The organism is Paenibacillus sp. 37 (genome assembly GCF_008386395.1).
Taxonomy (GTDB): Bacteria; Bacillota; Bacilli; order Paenibacillales; family Paenibacillaceae; genus Paenibacillus; species Paenibacillus amylolyticus_B.
The window spans coordinates 1,041,879-1,060,921 of the sequence record NZ_CP043761.1; the positions used below are offsets into that span (position 1 = coordinate 1,041,879).

General features: G+C 47.5%; 10 protein-coding genes. 7 read left to right on the forward strand and 3 right to left on the reverse strand.

Features of this window, described 5'->3' with window-relative positions:
* The first annotated feature begins 29 nt into the window (after positions 1-29).
* Together F0220_RS04680 and F0220_RS04685 are read left to right on the forward strand one after the other, a co-directional pair.
* The gene (locus tag F0220_RS04680) at positions 30-335 is read left to right on the forward strand and encodes a PAS domain-containing protein (RefSeq protein ID WP_036672654.1); all 306 of its coding nucleotides are present in this window, start codon (positions 30-32) and stop codon (positions 333-335) included.
* 179 nt (positions 336-514) lie between these two features.
* Positions 515-3,757 carry a hybrid sensor histidine kinase/response regulator gene (locus F0220_RS04685; RefSeq protein ID WP_105601064.1) on the forward strand — a complete coding sequence of 1,081 codons (3,243 nt, stop codon included), beginning with the start codon at positions 515-517 and terminating at the stop codon, positions 3,755-3,757.
* A gap of 21 nt (positions 3,758-3,778) precedes the next feature.
* On the opposite strand, the gene F0220_RS04690 is transcribed toward F0220_RS04685, so the two are convergent.
* Together F0220_RS04690 and F0220_RS04695 are read right to left on the reverse strand one after the other, a co-directional pair.
* On the reverse strand, positions 3,779-4,453 hold the full coding sequence (locus F0220_RS04690) for a response regulator transcription factor (RefSeq protein ID WP_105601062.1): 675 nt from the start codon (positions 4,451-4,453) through the stop codon (positions 3,779-3,781).
* A gap of 134 nt (positions 4,454-4,587) precedes the next feature.
* The gene (locus F0220_RS04695) at positions 4,588-5,487 is read right to left on the reverse strand and encodes a helix-turn-helix transcriptional regulator (RefSeq protein ID WP_411157703.1); all 900 of its coding nucleotides are present in this window, start codon (positions 5,485-5,487) and stop codon (positions 4,588-4,590) included.
* Between the two features lie 102 nt (positions 5,488-5,589).
* Here F0220_RS04695 and fabF point away from each other — a divergent pair, with 102 nt between their 5' ends.
* Positions 5,590-6,828, forward strand: coding sequence for a beta-ketoacyl-ACP synthase II (fabF, locus tag F0220_RS04700; protein ID WP_105601059.1), 1,239 nt, complete (start codon positions 5,590-5,592; stop codon positions 6,826-6,828).
* Between the two features lie 121 nt (positions 6,829-6,949).
* On the opposite strand, the gene F0220_RS04705 is transcribed toward fabF, so the two are convergent.
* Entirely contained in the window at positions 6,950-8,179 is a 1,230-nt protein-coding gene (locus F0220_RS04705; protein WP_105601114.1) for a nitrate/nitrite transporter, read from the reverse strand.
* 424 nt (positions 8,180-8,603) lie between these two features.
* On the opposite strand from F0220_RS04705, the gene nirB reads away from it, so the two are divergent.
* From nirB to F0220_RS04725, 4 genes are all read left to right on the forward strand, one after another.
* On the forward strand, positions 8,604-10,781 hold the full coding sequence (gene nirB / locus F0220_RS04710) for a nitrite reductase large subunit NirB (protein ID WP_105601057.1): 2,178 nt from the start codon (positions 8,604-8,606) through the stop codon (positions 10,779-10,781).
* 39 nt (positions 10,782-10,820) lie between these two features.
* Positions 10,821-12,953, forward strand: coding sequence for an assimilatory nitrate reductase catalytic subunit NasC (gene nasC / locus F0220_RS04715; RefSeq protein WP_105601055.1), 2,133 nt, complete (start codon positions 10,821-10,823; stop codon positions 12,951-12,953).
* Positions 12,954-13,277: 324 nt separating this feature from the next.
* Complete coding sequence (locus F0220_RS04720) at positions 13,278-13,703, forward strand: hypothetical protein (RefSeq protein ID WP_197997766.1); 426 nt, start codon at positions 13,278-13,280, stop codon at positions 13,701-13,703.
* 24 nt (positions 13,704-13,727) lie between these two features.
* Positions 13,728-18,698 carry a DUF4132 domain-containing protein gene (locus F0220_RS04725; protein WP_105601052.1) on the forward strand — a complete coding sequence of 1,657 codons (4,971 nt, stop codon included), beginning with the start codon at positions 13,728-13,730 and terminating at the stop codon, positions 18,696-18,698.
* Positions 18,699-19,043 lie beyond the last annotated feature (345 nt).

The window sequence follows — 19,043 nt, forward strand, 5'->3', positions numbered from 1 at the left end:
TCATGTTTCATTAGAGGGAGTGGACAACCATGCAACTGGAACTCAAAGCCTTCTTACTGCTAACGGATGCGGTCATGATTACAGATGAGGAGGGTGTGATTCTGGATGTGAATTCCGTTTATGTAACCAAAACAGGATTCTCACGGGAGAGCACCATAGGTCAGCCTGCCCGATTGCTAATGGATACCCACTGGAGAGGAAATCAGACCTGGTCCGGCGTAGCCAAACTGATGAAGGCCGATCAGGAAGTGTGGGAAGCCCAAGTTACGATTACATCGGTTCATTTGGATGATTCTCTTTTTTATATCAGCATATTTAATGATGAATTTTCATGAAAAAAAATTGTTGTTTGGTGATAAGGGTATGTTAGCTGAAAGTAGTAATTATTTTCAAAAAAATGGTCAATATCTTCAATTGAATAAGGGAGTCCGGCATACTATGATTTGTGTACTGGGGAACTGCGACCATGAATCTGACAACATTCATTGAATGCATGAAATCCTGAAGTCGTAATGTGGACGGTGACCATTTGCTACGCGATCTTGTATTAAATTTCACGCTAATTTTGATCTTTGTTTTCCTAATTCATCACTATCTGAACCATACAAATGCTACCCGTTCAACATCCATCACGACTCGGATCATTATTGGTATTACGCTGAGCATGCTGGGCACGGCGCTCTATTATTTCTCTATTGTGCTTGAGGATGGTACATTGTTGAATTTCCGGGCCAGTGTGTATCTGCTTGCTGCTTATTTTGGTGGGAGTGGATCTGCTTTCGTTACTTTTGCATTCATGTGGATTTTTCGGATTAATATGGGGCGTAATCCCTTGTTGGAGAACTGGCAGTATGCGTTGACAGAGTTGTTATTTGTTGTAGCCATATGTCTGATCTTTAAGTATATCAGGGGATTTATGCAGAAGTGGTTGTCCGGAGCGTTGCTGCTGATTACTGTGTATGAACTTTCTGTACTAAAGACCTATTCTCCTTCTCTGCTAATGATGGGGCAGATTCTCTTTTTTCAATGTATCTGCCTGCTGTCCGTTATATTATTCCTGTATTATCTGAACCAAAATCATCGATATAGGAGATTGGTCATTCAGAGGGATCAGGAAATGCTGGAGATGCTTCGTATGCAGCCGGGTTTTACTTTTAAAATCCGAAAACAGAACGGAAAATTCGAGTATCTTGTGCTTGAGGGAGAGATGCTCTCCCAACTGGGCTTGGATATGAGTAGTCTGAAGCAAGATTACAAACTGGGCACATTGGATATTTTACCTCAGGAGAAGGTAGAGTTTCTGCGAAAGCAGTTTAACCGGGCATGGGAAGGGGAATCTTTTTTTTACGAGATTGAGCATGAAGGTTACTATTCGCTGGTGAAAGTTCGCCCTCTGCGAGAAGAGGGTGTGGTGAAATATGTCGTGGGATATGGACTTGATATTACGGAACATAGAGCGGTTAAACGAAGGATTCAAGAAAGTGAAGAGCGATATCGAACACTTGAGCGAGTGTCGGCAGACTGGTTTGTCGGTTTGGATAACAACAGATGTATTGTGTCGGTTAATCAGAAATTTCTGGATGTGCTCGGTCTCGGCAGGCATGAAGTGATTGGGCGTCAGATTGAAGAATTGTTGTTCATTGAGCAGCTGGAGAACTGGTTGTTCGTTTTCCAAAAAGCCTTACATCACAATATAGCTCAGGATACGGAACTGAGTTTCATTATTGGTGAAGGTCATGAGCAGCATGTTCGGGTTCACCTATACCCTGTTAGAGTATTAAACTCGAGTGAGAAAATTAAGGCAGTCATTCATGACATTTCGGATCACTATAGACGTGTTAAGGCTGACAAAGCAAGCCAGGCGAAGAGTGAGTTTCTCGCATTCATGAGCCATGAGATTCGTACCCCACTGAGCGGCATTATCAACTTTTCGTTGTTGCTTCAACGAACAGATCTATCTCCACAACAAAAGGATTATTTGAGTAAAATCAATGCGTCCTCCCAAACCTTGCTTGCCCTCGTAAATGATATTCTTGATTTTTCGAAAATAGAGGCAGGCAAGCTGATGTTGGAGAAGGTCTCTTTTTCACCAGAGGAAGTGATCAAACGTGTGGCAGATCAGATCGGCGTGGCAATTGGGCACAAAGATATCGAAGTGATCTTTACAACCGATCCCGATCTGCCATTAACGGTAATTGGTGATCCGTTCCGACTTGAACAGGTGATATTGAATCTGCTCAGTAATGCGATTAAATTTACGGAGCATGGATATGTAACGCTGCAGGCAGAGGTACTTTCATTGGGGGCGGAGCGAGTTCATGTCCGTTTTGAGGTAGAGGACACGGGAATCGGAATGTCACCCGAACAATTGGAACGACTCTTTGTCCCGTTTACTCAAGCGGAACCCTCGACGTATCGAACATATGGTGGCTCTGGTCTTGGGCTGGTCATCTGTTACCTTCTGGTCACCTCTTTGGGAGGAAGCTTGCGGGTGGATAGTGTGCTGGGAGAGTACAGTCTGTTTTCATTCGACTTGATATTTGAACTTGCAGATTCGGAAGAAGAAGAGAGTTTTTCCCTGCAGACACACCCTCTCCTATATGGAGCGAATGATGTGGTTATCATTGAAGATGATGAACGGATGGGCGCAAATCTGAAGCAGCTGCTCTATTCATTCGGTATGAATCCGAAGCTGTATACTTCCTTGAACCATATGATGGAGAGTGATTGGTATACTCCTGAAGCCGAAGGGACAAGTTCGATGTTGATCATGTTGGATATGGATATAGAAGACACAGTTAACAGTTCGTTATGGGACAGTTTCATGAAGCGAATGAATCGAACCAAATTTCAAATGGTGGGTTATACCCATGCTTTTAGTGAAAATGCCCTGTGGAGTGAGGAGAGATCCTTTCGCCCGGATCTCATGATGATCAAACCGATTACACGTCTGGGATTATTCGAAGTATTACTTGCACTTCAGGGTGAAGGGCCATTGGAGAAAAAGCGGATGATAGAATACGATGAATCTTATTTGCTTAAATCCAAAGGGCACATTCTGATCGCTGAAGATCATGAAATCAATCAACTGGTCATTCGGGCCATGCTGGAACATACCGGATTCAAGGTGACGCTGGCAGATAGTGGCACAGAGGTTTTGAAGAAATTGGATGAACAAACATGGGAACTGATTCTGATGGATCTCTATATGCCAGATATGAACGGAATTGATGCAGCAAGGCACATTCGCAAGATGAGGAAATATGATCGTACCCCTATTATTGCGCTTACAGCGAGTAGTTTAAAAAGTCACCATGAATTATATCTTGAAGCAGGCATGAATGCCATACTGACTAAACCCATACATGAACAACAGCTCGCAGACATTTTGGAAATATGGATTGATCTAAAAGGCATAAGAGATATCAATGGAATTGATGCAGATAAGGCGATCAGACAGATGGACGGCAAGCCCCATATTCTGCAATATGCGCTCACGAAATTTAGGACGGAGTATGACTCGTTTCAGAATAAACTGGCGATTCAACATCAGCAACAGCAGATTGCTGATGTCATTCGTAGTGTTCATTCTCTTCGAGGCGTAGCTGCGAATCTACATGCGGTGGACCTGATGTGTGTGGTTCTCCAATTGGAATCGCTCCTGTCCCGTCCGTTAATCAAAGATGAGGAACTTCGTTCGGAATTGGAGAAGGTACAACAGGAAATTGATAAAATTACCGAGTCCCTGCCATGGTGATCGGAATGAAGCTGTGTTGTTTTAAGGTGTGAACTTATATCCGACCCCCCAGATGGTTTGAATGTATTGGGGGTTTTTTGGATTGTCCTCAATTTTTTTGCGAAGCTTGGTAATGTGCACATCGATGGTGCGATCATTAATGTAGGCATCAATACCACGAATGGCTTCAATCAGAGCATACCGACTGTAGACCTTGCCAGGATTGAGGATAAACAGCTTCATGATCTCAAATTCGGAAAATGTCATCTCCACGCGCTGGTTATTCAACAGAACGGTTCTTCGGGCCAGATCGAGAGATATTCCGGTTTCCTGTTCAGTGACAACAGAGCTGTTCAATATGGAGTAGCGGCGCAATACGGCCTCAATACGTGCCTTCAGCTCCTGCATGCTGAAAGGCTTACATACATAGTCATCAGCCCCATCTGTTAATGATCGAATCCGCTCAGAAACCTCGGTTAACGAAGAGATGACAATGATGGGGATTGCTGTATGCTGGCGCATGAGAGAACTAGGATTCTTATTACCCGAATCAGGGAGCATCAAGTCAAGAAGCAGGATATCAGGCCGCGCTTGAAGCTGTAGAAGACCATCTCTTGCGTTATCGACACGGATAACATCATACCCTTCACCTTGCAAATACAAGGATAATGTATCGCCTAACATGTTGTCGTCCTCTATGATAAGCACTTTCGTCATGATATTCCTTTCTGAACCCCCTTCTTGTAGAAGGACTAAGATCCATGGATTACTTCATATACCTGATATTTAAAACATGCAACATGAGGATGTCAAGGCTCTAACATGACGCCGAGAAGGTGAGAGACTCCGATTTAATGCTTGCCAAGATGTGGATCAGCTTCACGCTCGATCAGGCGCATCAGTTTGCGCTCGGTAGCGCTCTCTGGCGCAGGGGTGTAGACACTGCAACGCAGATCGGAACTACCCTGAACCTGCAAGGAAGTCAGATCAAACAACATTTTGCCTGCTTTGGAATGCCTGAATTCGATTAAAACGTCCGGGGCACTGCTGACGCTGCTTTGTTTCCAAAGGGTATGAAAATCGGGATGTCTGTTCATCATGTCATCCAGAAATAAATTATACCATTCATCATCAACGTACTGGCCATAGTAAGCACGAAAAATCGCCAGAAATCCGCTAACAAAATCCTCCCAGTTCACCGCGAGCCTGCGAAACTCTTTTCGATCAAATAACAGACTGATCATATTCCGCTGTTCGGGGGCAATCTGTTCAAAATCCATAAAAACATGCCGGGCTGCATCATTCCAGCCAACAATGTAACAACGCCGATCCGAGATCACGGTAGGGCAGTGATGAAGTTCTTGCAAAATTTTCTGCAAGGAAGGGTGAAGTTGAACCGGTTCTTCTTCCAGTGTGGGCAGCTCCGAGTGATGCTCCATGGCGAGCGAAAACAGATACTTTCGTTCATCTGCAGTAAGCCTCAGTGCTGAAGCAATGTTATCCAACACGGAATGGGATACCTGAATATCCCGACCTTGTTCAAGCCAGGTATACCATGTTGTACTCACTCCTGCCAGTTGGGAAACCTCTTCTCTCCTCAGCCCAGGCGTTCTTCTCCGACTTCCAGTGGGTAAACCGACCGATTCAGGAGAAATTTTGGAACGCTGTGTTTTCAGAAAAGTGGACAATGCCTGTAACCTGACATCATAGTGCAATCCATCACCTTCAATCCTCGTTATCATGGTAGTCATTATACTATTATAATTGACAACTTGTAATAGGATATTCAAAAGTGCACTATTAGTGGCAGAGCGTAAGAGTAAGGTAGACAATAGCGCTGAAGGAGGATGGATATGGAACGAGTCGTAATTACAGGTATGGGAGTCATCTCTCCTTTGGGAAATGATGTACATACATTCTGGAATGGATTAATTGAGGGTAGATCAGGTGTATCACCTATAGAACATTTTGATACAGCTTCGTATAAAACCAGAATCGCTGGCGTGGTCCGTGATTTTGATGGTGAAGAGCGTTTTGGACGCAAGGAAGCAAGGCGTATGGATCGATTCGTGCAATTTGCTGTTGCTGCTGCGGATCAGGCTGTATCGCAATCGGGTCTTGTGATGGATGAACTGGACCGTGAACGGGTAGGTGTATATATTGGTTCAGGCATAGGCGGCATCCAGACATTGATGGAACAAGGCAAGGTCCTGTCAGATCGGGGACCTGCGCGAGTCAGCCCAACACTGGTACCTATGATGATCTCCAATATGGCTGCGGCTATGGTCAGTATGAGGTTTGGTTGCTGGGGACCGACATTATCGCCAGTAACAGCTTGTTCCATTGGCAATACAGCCATTGGAGAGGCTTTCCGGTTAATTCGTCATGGCGGAGCCGATGTCATTATTGCTGGCGGGACAGAAGCGGCTGTAACGGAAGTGTCGCTGGCAAGCTTTGGTAATGCGACAGCATTATCAACAAGAAATGAAGCCTTTCAAACAGCAAGTCGTCCATTTGACGCAGGGAGAGACGGTTTTGTCATGGCGGAGGGTGCTGGAATTCTGGTTGTGGAATCACTGTCTCATGCTCTAGCAAGAGGAGCGAATATTCTTGCCGAAGTGATTGGATATGGTGCCAGTTCGGATGCGTATCATATGGTAGCTACCCACCCGGAAGGACGGGGTGCATATCTGGCGATGAAAGCATCACTGAAAGAGGCTCAGATTGGACCTGAGGACATTGATGTGATTAACGCTCATGCCACCAGTACGGAGGCAGGTGATCTGTCTGAGACAAGAGCGATTAAGCAACTTTTCGGGACAGGTGCCTATGATATTCCGGTCACAGCGAATAAGTCCATGACAGGACATATGCTTGGTGCAGCAGGCGGTGCGGAGGCGATATCACTTATTCAAAGTCTGCGGCATGGCATCATTCCGCCAACTATCAATCAAGAGCAGAGAGATCCCGAATGTGATCTGGATTATGTACCAAACGAGGCAAGAAGAGCAGAGTTGCGGATTGGGATGTCTAATTCTTTTGGTTTTGGCGGTCATAATGCGGTTATTGTTCTTCACAAATATTCATCTTAAGTAGAAAGACAGCCGTAACCAAAGGAACAGCGCTGCCTGATGGGGCAACGCTGTTTCTTTGGTAACCTATGGACCACTCGTAAACACTGTACCTTGGTTAACGGCCGAGTGGTTGTACGCCTCAGGAAGAGAGGAATGTCGAATCGGCCATGCCTTTGTTACCTCGGCTCAGCCAGCTTACACGCCAGCGGGATTGCATGAAGAGAACCAGGAACAGGGAAGCTGCTGCAATCAGGCTAAGAATGACAAAACCTGGCGTGTAGGATTGATAGCTACTGTACAGTTGGCCGAGAATCAGCGGCAGTGCATACCCGCCCAATCCGCCAGCGGCACCTACAATACCTGTCATCAGGCCAATCTCATTGCCGAAACGTTGGGGAACCAGTTGGAACACCGAACCATTTCCGGCTCCCAGACACATCATACCGAGGAACAACATGACGACTACAACAGGAAGCGGTGGCATGAAGGATACTCCGATTAACATGATGCAGGCTCCTGTGTACAGGAATGTTAGCATGCGGGTTCCACCAATTTTGTCCGCCAGGTAACCCCCAACAGGCCGGAAGAAACTGCCTGCGATTACACAGAAGGTGGTAATGTCTGCGGCACGAACAGGAGAGAGCCCATACTGGGTGTTGAAGAAGATGGTGAGATAGTTACATAATCCAACGAAGCCACCAAAGGTCACACAATAGAAGGCACAGAATACCCAAGCATCTTTTTGTTTAAGCAGACTTCCGTATTGGGACAATTTCTTGGGTTCAGGCCGGTTAGGGCTATTTTTGGCGAAGATAGAAAAGAGGATGAATACAATAGCGATTGGTATAATAGCAAGTCCGAACACAACTTCCCAGCTGCCAAAATGCGTAGCCAAGCGATTGGCAAACAACGTTGCGAGTACGGTTCCGCTGTTACCCGCCCCGGCAATACCCATCGCCAGACCCTGATGCTCTTTGCCATACCATTGGCCTGCCAGAGGTAGCGCAGCAGCAAAGGAGGCGCCTGCGACACCGAGCAAGAGTGCCACCACGTACAGTTGGCTTAAAGAGTCGACCCATAACCAGCCGAGTAATAAAGGAACTAAGGTGACGAGCATCCCGATCTGTGCGGTCAGTTTCGGACCAATATAATCAGACATGAACCCAAGCACAAGGCGCAGGATGGAGCCGCCGAGAATAGGCAATGCGACCAGATTGGCCTTTTCCAGCGGAGTCATCGGATAATCCAATGCAATGACAACTGCGAGTGGACCCAGCATTCCCCATATCATAAAACTGATGTCAAAATACATAAACGCCCCGAAAAGGGTGGGCTTATGCCCGCTTTTCCAAAAACTTTTGCTCTCCATCATCCATCATCGCTCCTCATCCAATTGAGATCTTCGTGATTTGTCTATGTGCTTGTTAAGGCAGAAAAAGGCCGCAATTCGTCCAGATCTGAACGATTTGCGGCCCCGTTGCCGACAGGCGGTACACGTCATTGTGTTCCCGCATCTGAGTTGATCACAGCACTGTGATTTTGATTCAAATTATAATCAAGAGAAAATATATATGTCAACAAAAATTACATGTAATTTTAGATAATTCGTTTTTTAATCGTTATTCGCATTTTTGTGTTAATTTAGTTGACATTAGATTCAGATTCCCTTAATCTGAATCTAATATGAATCTACACAAAGGCGTGTGGATTCCGGAGGCAACGGTGCCCTTTTCCGAATCATGGAGAAGGGATTTTTCTGTTTATTTTCAGGTGAGATAGATAGGGGGCAGCCCATGAGTAGAAGCAAACTGGTGATTATCGGGAATGGCATGGCTGGAATGAAGTGTGTCGAAGAGATTATCGCACTGGAGCCTGATACGTATGAGATTGTAATCTACGGTAATGAGCCCCGTCCCAACTACAATCGGATCATGTTATCGAAAGTATTGCAGGGTGAGCATTCGTTACAGGATATCATTATCAATGATTGGAGCTGGTATGCCGAGCATCAAATCCGGCTATGCGCAGGTGAAACGGTGCACCGCATTGATACCCGTAGAAAATATATAGAGACTGAATCCGGATTAAAAGAAACCTATGATGTCCTGATTCTGGCGACAGGGTCTTCACCTTTTATCCCACCGATTCCGGGGATTGATAAAGAGAGGGTCATGTCCTTCCGAACGATTGATGATTGTACGCGCATGTCTGATTATTCCAAAACATATCGCAAGGCCGCAGTCATTGGTGGTGGATTGCTTGGGCTGGAGGCTGCACGCGGGTTGCTGCATCTGGGCATGGAAGCTGTGGTGGTCCATAACGCGCATTACATTATGAACCGGCAGTTGGATGAGAAGGCTGCCGCGATGCTTCAACAGGAACTTGAAGGGCAGGGTATGTCCTTTCTTTTGAACAAAAATACACAGAAAATTACCGGACGATCACAGGCGCAGGGGCTGCTCTTCACAGATGGTTCCAAGCTTGAAGCTCAGGTTGTCATTGTCGCTGTAGGGATTCGGCCAAATGTGGATCTGGCCAGACGAAGTGGAATCGCTACGAATCGGGCAATCATGGTAGATGACTATATGCGCACCAGTGTACCGGATATATATGCAGTTGGGGAATGTGCCGAACATCGGGGAATCAGTTATGGTCTGGTGGCTCCTATATACGAACAGGGGAAGGTGCTCGCACGTACGCTCTGTGGACAGGAAACGCCTGAATACAAGGGTTCAATTCCTTACTCACAACTGAAGGTATCGGGAGTTGATGTTTTCTCGGCGGGTGAGATTAGCGGGGAAGGCATGCAGACTGCAATTCAACATCTGGATGGTATTCGAGGCACATACAAAAAAATACTGATGCAGGCTGGCAAAGTGCGCGGCGCCATTTTATTTGGAGATACAGCGGAAGGAACGGCTTTGCTTGGACTGGTGCAACGAGGTGCGGATGTAGCGGAATTGGCTCCGCGTGAAGGGGCCCCGGACCCGGCTGAGATGGCTGCTGCGGCATTACCAGCTCAGGAGACCGTATGTGCCTGTAACAATGTGACCAAGGCTGCCATTATGAAGGCGATTCAGGAACAGGGCCTCGAGACGGCAGATCAGGTGAAGGAGCAGACGAAGGCTTCTGGTTCATGCGGTGGCTGTCGCCCGATGGTGGCTGCACTGTTGAAACATACGCATAACCTGAAAAATAACGGGGGTACTGGAGTGGAAGCCACACCAGATAAACCTGCTCCAATGCCTGTGTGCAGTTGTACGGCGCTTGGGCATGCAGAACTGAAGGAAATACTGGCTGACATCGATGTTCTGGAGACAGGGCTACCAGACATATTTTTAATCTTGCAGAAGCTGGGTTGGGGTTCGGAACATGGTTGCTCGGTATGTCTCCCTGTAATTCATTATTACTTACAGGTATCCGGTGGAACGATGGTTGTTCGAGAGATCGAAGCTCACTCAGAGGTTCAGGTGCGCTGGGATGATCAGATCCCGCTTTCATCCTATGCAAGAGATGCCAGGGGGTTGGCTGCACAGCTTCGTACGAGTTGGATCGGTGCTGCGATGCCGTCGCCGGTGAATATGGGCGTCGCACCAGGGCACGGTTCGTTGGTGAGCGCACTGGTGCAAGATATTGGCTTGCTGGCTTCACCAGCTGGGTGGGAGATCTATGCAGGCGGTCATGCAGAGCATCCGGTCAAACAAGGTGGCTTGCTCGGGGTGGCTGAGACAGAGGTGCAAGCGGCCACACTCGCATCAGCCTGCCTTCAATGGTATCGCCAAACCGCTTGGTATGATGAGCCGTTATGGGCATGGACGGAACGATTGGGATTCATGTCGATTCGGGAAACGCTGCTGGATGACCAACTACAGAAGGAACTTGTTGCGATTCATCATCATGAGCGGGATGTGGCTTCAGCATCCCCTATGAAGCGATTTCTTGAATCTCCCGCGGTGCAGGGCACCGTCTGAAACGGATCAGTATTACAGCTGAAAGGTAGGGATGGGAAAATGGAATTATCGATAACTTCGGAAATGGCGGTATCCAAGCTGTATGTAAAGGAGACCCAGTGTCCATATTGTAGTGTGCAGTGCAAGATGACTGTTGAAGAACTGGCTGCACCTGTTGCAGGACAGCGTCGTGGTGAGTATACGGTTCAGGGTGTTCCGAATGAAGCCTCTCAGGGCAGGTTGTGTGTGAAGGGTATGAATGCTCATCAACATGCGCTCAGTGGTCAACGATTAATGCATCCGCTCATTCGTCGCAATGGCGAGCTTGAATCCTGTTCCTGGGAAGAGGCCATTCAAACCATCGCAGAGCGGTTTCAGGACTTGAAAGATTCTTACGGAGCAGATACGGTCGGAGTCTACGGAGGCGGATCTTTGACCAATGAGACAGCCTATCTGCTCGGTAAGTTCGCCAGAGTTGCATTGGGGACGAAATACATCGACTATAATGGACGGTTCTGCATGTCAGCTGCGGCTTCAGCTGGAAGTAAAGTGTTCGGGATGGATCGTGGATTGACGTTCCGTCTGTCCGATATTCCCAAGGCAGGTTGTATAGTACTCGCAGGTACCAATATTGCGGAATGCCAACCTACCCTGTTGCCCTACTTCAATCAGGCCAAGGAAAACGGGGCCTTCATTATCGTTATTGATCCACGCAAGACGGCAACCGCTGCCATTGCCGACCTTCATTTACAGGTGAAGCCTGGCATGGATGCACTGCTGGCAGATAGCATGTTGAAGGTGATTACGGATGCCGGCTTGGTGAAGCCTCATTTTATAGAAGAACGAACGCATGGTTACGAGCAATTGATACAAGGGTTGGCTGATCTGCAACTCGAACAGGCGGCACAAGCATGCGGGGTTGATCTGGCGTTGATTCGTCAGGCGGCGATGGCATACGGTGAGGCAGAGACAGGCATGATCATGACAGCACGTGGTGTGGAGCAGCAGACGGATGGGCATATGGCCGTCAGGCACTTTCTGAACCTGGTGCTCGCGACTGGCAAAATTGGCCGAGAAGGATGCGGATATGGTGCCATCACAGGTCAGGGGAACGGGCAAGGCGGACGTGAGCATGGGCAGAAGGCTGACCAACTACCAGGCTATCGATCCATTGAAAATGAAGCCGATCGTGCCTATGTGGCATCCGTCTGGGGTGTGGAAACTGCAAGTTTGCCAGGCAAAGGGGTATCCGCCTACGAGATGATGGAGAAGGTCCATGATCAGGAGATTCGGGCGTTGCTTGTAATGGGCTCCAACCCGGTCGTATCCAACCCCAATGTGCGTTTGGTGGAGGAAGGTCTGCGCAAGCTGGACTTTCTGATCGTGGCAGATATGTTCCTGTCGGAGACAGCACGCATGGCTGATCTGGTTCTCCCGGTTACATCTTATATGGAGAATGAAGGTACACTGACCAATCTGGAGGGGCGTGTTCTGCTCCGTGAACAGGGGCGGCCTGCGCCGGGAGAAACGCTCGATGATTGGGATATATTATGCCGGATTGCCGCGCAATTGGGTAAAGCTTCTTATTTTGAATATGACACTGCTGAGGATATCTTTAATGAGCTTCGGGTGGCGAGTCGTGGCGGGGTGGCTGATTACTATGGCATTACCTATGAGCGTTTGCGTAACGAGAAAGGGGTATACTGGCCGTGTTCTGCCCTGGAGGATCAGGGAGAAGGACTGCTGTTCGGTGAACGATTCGCTCACCCGGACGGCAAAGCGGCGTTCACATTTGAATCCAGCCCGGGCTGGAATGATATATCTTCGGAGTTCCCCTTAATTCTCACCAATGGGCGTGTGTTACCTCATTATCTTACAGGGGTGCAGACACATCGAAGTCCGGCACTGGCAGCTCGTGAATTGGAGAACTTTGTTGAACTTCACCCGGCTACCGCTGCCCGTTATCGTATTCACGATGGAGAGTGGGTAGAGATTCAATCGACGTACGGAAGCTTCACGGTTCGTTCGCGCATCAAAGATTCGATTCGGCAGGATACCTTGTTCGTGCCGATGCATTGGGGCGGCATTCAGAATGTGAATCGGGCCACCAGACCAGAGCTAGATCCGTTCTGCCGGATGCCTGGGTTCAAGACAGCAGCTGTAACCATTCGATCGTTGCGTCTGGCGAGATGATTAATAAAATTACAGATTACCGGTGTCATAAGCTGTTCTAATAGTAGCTTAGCGGCTGCGCAGTCATATTTATATGAGACTGTGCGGTTTTTTTTGCGTATATGTACGCAAGTAGGCCATAGTTCCGTGGTTCCACGTAAACATGAGGATTGGCTCATGAATATGGATTGAATTTTAGTTATGATGTTCATCAGGGGTACATATGTACGTGTTTTTGGTTTTATTTTGAGATAGATCGTCATTTCGAGTTTAGGTTATTACGCATCGTGGTATAGATATCGGGGCTTATGGAAGTTTCTTCAAATAGGGCAGGACAGAGGGGGCATGACAGTGAACGTATGGATAACGGTAAAAAGTCTGGGTAAGCGCAAGCCGGTACTTGCCAAGCAAGCTGCCGAACTTCCGGAAACAACTCATACGTTAAGGCAGCTCATTGAGAACATGGTGGCTCTGCAATTAAAAGCGCTTCAGGACAAGAAACAACAGACTGAATTGCTCTCCTACCTGATGCCGGATGATATTGAGGCGCAGGGAGCGGCGGGAAAAGTCGGGTTTGGCGCAGTATACAATGAGGGTGTTCCTGATCTGAATGTTGCGATGGAGACAGCTATAACCGCCTATGAGGATGGGTTGTACAAAGTATTTCTCAACGATGAAGAATTGCAGGAACTGGATGAGTCACTTGTTGTAAAAGACGGAGATAACGTGGTATTTATTCGTTTTACAATGCTTGCCGGACGTCTGTGGTAGAGAGCGATGAAGGAGGAGAACAGGATGAATCAGGAAGAGCAAGTACAGGTGTATATCGATGGATTGCAGGAAAGAGCCAAGTCGTTAACAGGGGTACAGCTTGAGCTGGCAGGCTATGTTGTGGAGATCGCCGGGTCTACGTATTTGCGTGGAGACGAAAAGATGTTTCTGAATACTGACAAGTTGCTTGAAAGGTTGGCTGCAGAAACGCAGAAACCATTATTCGAGCCACTATTGGATGTGCTACAGCATCTGGCGAGCGAGTCATTGGTTGCACGATTCCGTTATATCGCAGAGCGTGCGACTCGTTTCCCATACAGTAACAACTATGAACGTCGGCCTTTCCGCACATCCGATCCGGAGCAGCATGTAGAACAAGTCATCCGTAAACTGATGGGATTGTTCCGTATGGAAATGAAAAATTTCTCCCTGGAAGAATATGTGTCACTTCGTGAGTACAAGCTGGATTATCTCCATGAGATCCGTTGGGTTCTGGCGGATTGTATCGCTTATGAACTGGATCATCAGGGCGGAGATATGAAGCAGGCGCTGCATGATATTATCTATGGTGACAATCAGACGGCGTTGTTAACCCATGAAATGATCAAAGGCATATTCATGAGCGATCAGGCGGATGCCTATCAGATGGTGGGTGAGCTGCTCGTTGCAGCAAGGTTGCAGGAAGGGCTGCGCCAAAGCATTGTGGAGCGGATGGATGAAGGGACACTGGAAGCCTATATTTACATATTAAAAATCATTATCGACAACAACCTGATTCGGTTCAGTTCCGTGGTAAGAGCGCTTGCCGTATGGACGGGGATCGGCATAGAAGCAGCTAACCAGCGTGTTGCCGCACAGTTGATTGAACAGGCCTATCAGGCGCTTGTGCAACCTGAAGTACGCGAGGCCTGGCAGCAGGAAGCAAATGCTAACAAACTCTTTATCAGTCTGTGGGCGACAGCGGTCATTGAAGAGAATGAATTGAAGAGCAAGATAATCGAGATTATGGATCAAGGTCAGTTATATCAGAAGATTGTTGCCCAATATGTACTGGCTAACAGCCAGAACAGGGAGCTTCGATTGGACATTGCGCGTCGTTATCTGGAGGCGCAGGATACCGAGTTGGTGCACTGGATTGTGACCAACTATGATGCGATGTATATGTACAACTGGAGTTTCGAGAATGGAGAGAATCAGCGTAGCGTCTACGTGTGGCCATTACCTGCTCTGGGAGATAAGGCCTTGCGGCGTAAGGACTTTGATCAGTTCAAACAGATGCTGGCTGCCATTCCAAAAGGCGGGTCAGGTGGACCATCGGGTGTACTTGAGTATGTTCACTACCAGATCGATACGGATGATGTAGTCAAGAAAATGTTATATTTGGCTGCATATGATATGGACCCGGAATGGATCGGGGAGGTCATCGCAATCAAGGACCGATTGAGCCCGGAACTGCGCGGAGAACTGTTGTCCCAGTTTGTTCAGCATCCCGATAATGAGGTACAAAGACAGTTTGTGTTTGAGAGTTTGTCTGATAAAAGCATTAGTAACCGGGAGAGTGCACTCGCCAAGGCGAAGCTGCTCACGTTGACGGTTGATGAGATGAAACAGATGGAGGCGTTGATGAAGCTCAAAACAGGCTCACTTCGTCAGAAGGTCATCCATGTATTGTTACTGCAACCCGTGGACCAATTGGCAGTCTCGCTGAAGCGACTTTTGGAGGCCAAGAGTGAACTGCAGCGCTTGGGTGCGCTCGAATTATTGACCGAGATTGCGGCAGATCCAGAGCGGATAGATCAGCAGGAGCAATTGCAGCCATTGGCGCAGCTGATTGAGACACCCACTGCCAAGGAACAGAAACTGCTGGATAAGCTGACCGATCAGGGGAGGCGTTACACAGCCTCTAATGGATTTGGTTTATTTGATCCGAAGCGACGTGAGCCATTGCTGGATGAGAAGCGTGATCTCAAGGGCCATAATCCGAAGGATATCTTTACACTCTCTCTGGATAAGACCAGACCATTTCTGGAGGGACTTAGTGAATTAGTGCATGAACACAGGGATTATGAGTACCAGGTGGAATACTACGCTGGCTACAAAGACACATTGTTAATCGGAGCGAGTCTTCGCTCCAAGGTTCCGTATGGAGAGCGGAATGAAATGAAGCAAATGGAACAGTTTCCGCTTCATGACGTATGGGAGAACTATATTCAACATGCCGGGTTTAGCAGTGTGGAACTGATGCAGTTGTATATGGGTATACAGCTCCGGGATTTCAATGGCAAATTGAGCGACCATTACAGTTACTTCCATGATCAGTATGGCTATGAAGAACTGCAAAAGATTCCGTTACTGGAAGGCTGGCGCAAGACGTTTGCTGAACAGACCTATCCTCTGGATGATATCGAAAAGCTGCAGCAGATGCTGGATTCGTTAACGTATAAGGATCAGGTAGTGGCGCTGATATCGGCGGCATTTTTGGATAGCGATCCGATCGACACGTTTGAGATAGCTGAGAAAACCTGGGCCTCCATCATCGCGAGTATGCCTGCTGATCGACTCGAGAAAGAGTCAGGTATGCTTCATATTCTGACTGGACCTTGGAATTATGTAGTTCGTGGCGGAATCCATGACGATAACAGCTTCAAACGTTTCTTCCAGACAGCTTACCAGTTCACTAGTCTTGTAGAGAGTAGCCAACCGCTGTCTTTACTGTCACTTGAAGATTTCCTGCGTGCGTACCAGTTGAACCTGATTGATGAACAGGAGATATATCGACAGGTGCTGGTCGGTGGGAATCGTCTGATGTTTATTCGGAACTTAACATCCACTCGTACAGAAGGGATCGCAAGTGATCCGAAGCTGATTCACTTACGGGATACGGTCGTTAATCGGATTCTGGAGATTGAGCTGACCCGGGGAGAACTCTCTACAGAAGTAAGTACACTTGCCATGAAACTGGAACGAATTGAAGGCATGGAACACTGGGTACATCTGGTCTCGGCGATGGATCAGGATACATTTGTCCGTGGATATATCTATAGTTATGGAGACAACACAACACGTAAAGAGACGTTTAGCTATCTAATTCAGAATTGTCATCCACGGGATGGAGAAGATGAGAAGCGTCTTGGAGAATTGCTCCAGAAGTATCCGGTGAATGAGAAAAAATTGCTGGAGGCAGCCATGTACGCCCCGCAGTGGATGGAGATTGTTGCGAAACATTTGGGATGGGAAGGTCTTCGCAGTGCAGCCTGGTACTTCCATGCTCATATCAATGAACGCTTTACTGCGGAGAAAGAAACCATCGTGGCCCACTATTCTCCAATCTCACCACAGGACTTTAATGAAGGTGCGTTTGATATCACTTGGTTTGAAGAAGCCTATGCTGCTGTCGGAGAGGAACGGTTCAATCTGTTATACGATTGTGCCAAGTACATTTCCGGGGGAGCTAATCACCGCAGATCCCAATTGTTCGCAGATGCTGCACTGGGCAAGCTTTGTCTGGACGACATGCGTGATTCCGTGTCAGATAAGCGAAACAAAGATCATTTGTTAACCTACAGTTTGATTCCATTCGCGGCTAATCGGGAACAGGATCTGCGTGAGCGATACGACTTCATTCAGAAGTTTCTGATGCAGAGCAAACAATTCGGTGCACAACGCCGTGCCAGTGAAGGTCTGGCATCACAGATTGCACTGGGCAATCTTGCTCGTAATGCAGGTTATGCCGATGTTACGCGGCTGATGTGGGACATGGAAGCACGTAAGTTGGATGAGATGAAATCTTTCTTTGAACCTCATGCATTGGATGCTGACACGACAGCGCAATTGGTCATCGATGAGGAAGGCCAACCCGAGATGGTTATCGTTAGCAAAGGCAAGACACTCAAATCTGTACCAGCTCGGTTCAAAAAAGATGGATATATCGCTGAACTGAAAGAGCTCAAATCGGATCTGGTGGATCAGTATCGCCGGGCACGGCAGGAGCTGGAACGTTCGATGACTGCTGGAACGTCCTTTACACGTGAGGAAATTGCCAGTCTGATGCAAAATCCGGTTATACATCCGCTGTTAAGAACACTTGTATTCCAGTCAGGTGACAAGACGGGACGATTCGATGTAGCATCCAATGGTTTGGTTGCTCCAGGGCCGGAGGGTACGAACCATACACTAGCGGAACAGGATCAACTGTTGATTGCTCATCCGCTTCATCTGTATCAGAGCGGAAGCTGGAGTGAATTCCAGCGGGATCTGTTCACCCGTCAGGAGCGTCAGCCGTTCAAGCAGGTATTCCGTGAGCTATATCTTCCTAACGAGGACGAATTGGCTAATGGTACGGTGTCTCGTCGATACGCCGGGTATCAGATTCAACCGAAAAAAGCAGTAGCTCTGCTTAAAGGACGCCAATGGACTGTCAGTTATGAGGAAGGACTGCAGAAGGTAAGTTACGAGCACAATCTGATTGCGAATCTTTATGCCATGGCAGATTGGTTCTCACCAGCAGATACGGAGGCACCTACCTTGGAGACGGTGCAGTTCTACGATCGTAAGAGCTACAAACCTGTAGCGCTGCAAGATGTACCGCTGACGTTCTTCTCGGAAGTTATGCGTGATATCGACCTGGTGGTCAGCGTTGCACATGTGGGAGGCGTGGATCCGGAAGCCAGCCTGACAACAATCGAGATGCGTCACGTCATTGTGAACGAGTCGTTGCGTCTGCTGAAGATCGACAATGTACGTTTGGATGGGAATTACGCAAGAATTGATGGTGAATTGGGTGAGTATGCTGTTCATCTGGGGAGTGGTAATGTGTTCAAACAAGCCACAGGTGCACTTCATATCGTACCGGTGCACAGTCAGCATCGGGGGCGAATCTTCCTGCCATTCCTCGATGAAGATCCGAGAACAGCTGAGATTCTGTCCAAGGTGATGTTGCTCGCCGAAGATAAAAAGATCAAGGACCCGCAGATCCTTGCGCAGTTACAGAATTAGAAGTGAACGAACTAGAAGTGAACCGCCCCGTGGGGCGGTTTTTTTATTTGTTACTCCGATTTCAATGTAACTTCAAATCTCAATATAACAAGTGTAGAACAAGAATCATGGATGGAAAGTGGACAATATGGAGCAATTCCAACATAAAGGCAGCTGAAGAACCTGTTAAAAGGGACCTCAGTTGCTTTTATATTTTTGGATATTTCATTGGACCGGATTGGTTCCGTTTTCAAATAGACTTAGGACCCAGAGTGTATCGACATATTCCTTAATCTGATAATTAATTGCATTAATTGGTTGATCGGGAGTGGGTCGAACTGACTGTTTTTAAAAGTAAAGAATTTG

Coding starts and splice junctions, on each gene's coding strand:
- F0220_RS04690 (WP_105601062.1), bottom strand. CDS start 4,453: ATGACGAAAGTGCTTATCATAGAGGACGACAACATGTTAGGCGATACA.
- fabF (WP_105601059.1), top strand. CDS start 5,590: ATGGAACGAGTCGTAATTACAGGTATGGGAGTCATCTCTCCTTTGGGA.
- F0220_RS04720 (WP_197997766.1), top strand. CDS start 13,278: ATGACAGTGAACGTATGGATAACGGTAAAAAGTCTGGGTAAGCGCAAG.
- F0220_RS04680 (WP_036672654.1), top strand. CDS start 30: ATGCAACTGGAACTCAAAGCCTTCTTACTGCTAACGGATGCGGTCATG.
- F0220_RS04725 (WP_105601052.1), top strand. CDS start 13,728: ATGAATCAGGAAGAGCAAGTACAGGTGTATATCGATGGATTGCAGGAA.
- F0220_RS04695 (WP_411157703.1), bottom strand. CDS start 5,487: ATGACTACCATGATAACGAGGATTGAAGGTGATGGATTGCACTATGAT.
- nasC (WP_105601055.1), top strand. CDS start 10,821: ATGGAATTATCGATAACTTCGGAAATGGCGGTATCCAAGCTGTATGTA.
- F0220_RS04705 (WP_105601114.1), bottom strand. CDS start 8,179: ATGGAGAGCAAAAGTTTTTGGAAAAGCGGGCATAAGCCCACCCTTTTC.
- nirB (WP_105601057.1), top strand. CDS start 8,604: ATGAGTAGAAGCAAACTGGTGATTATCGGGAATGGCATGGCTGGAATG.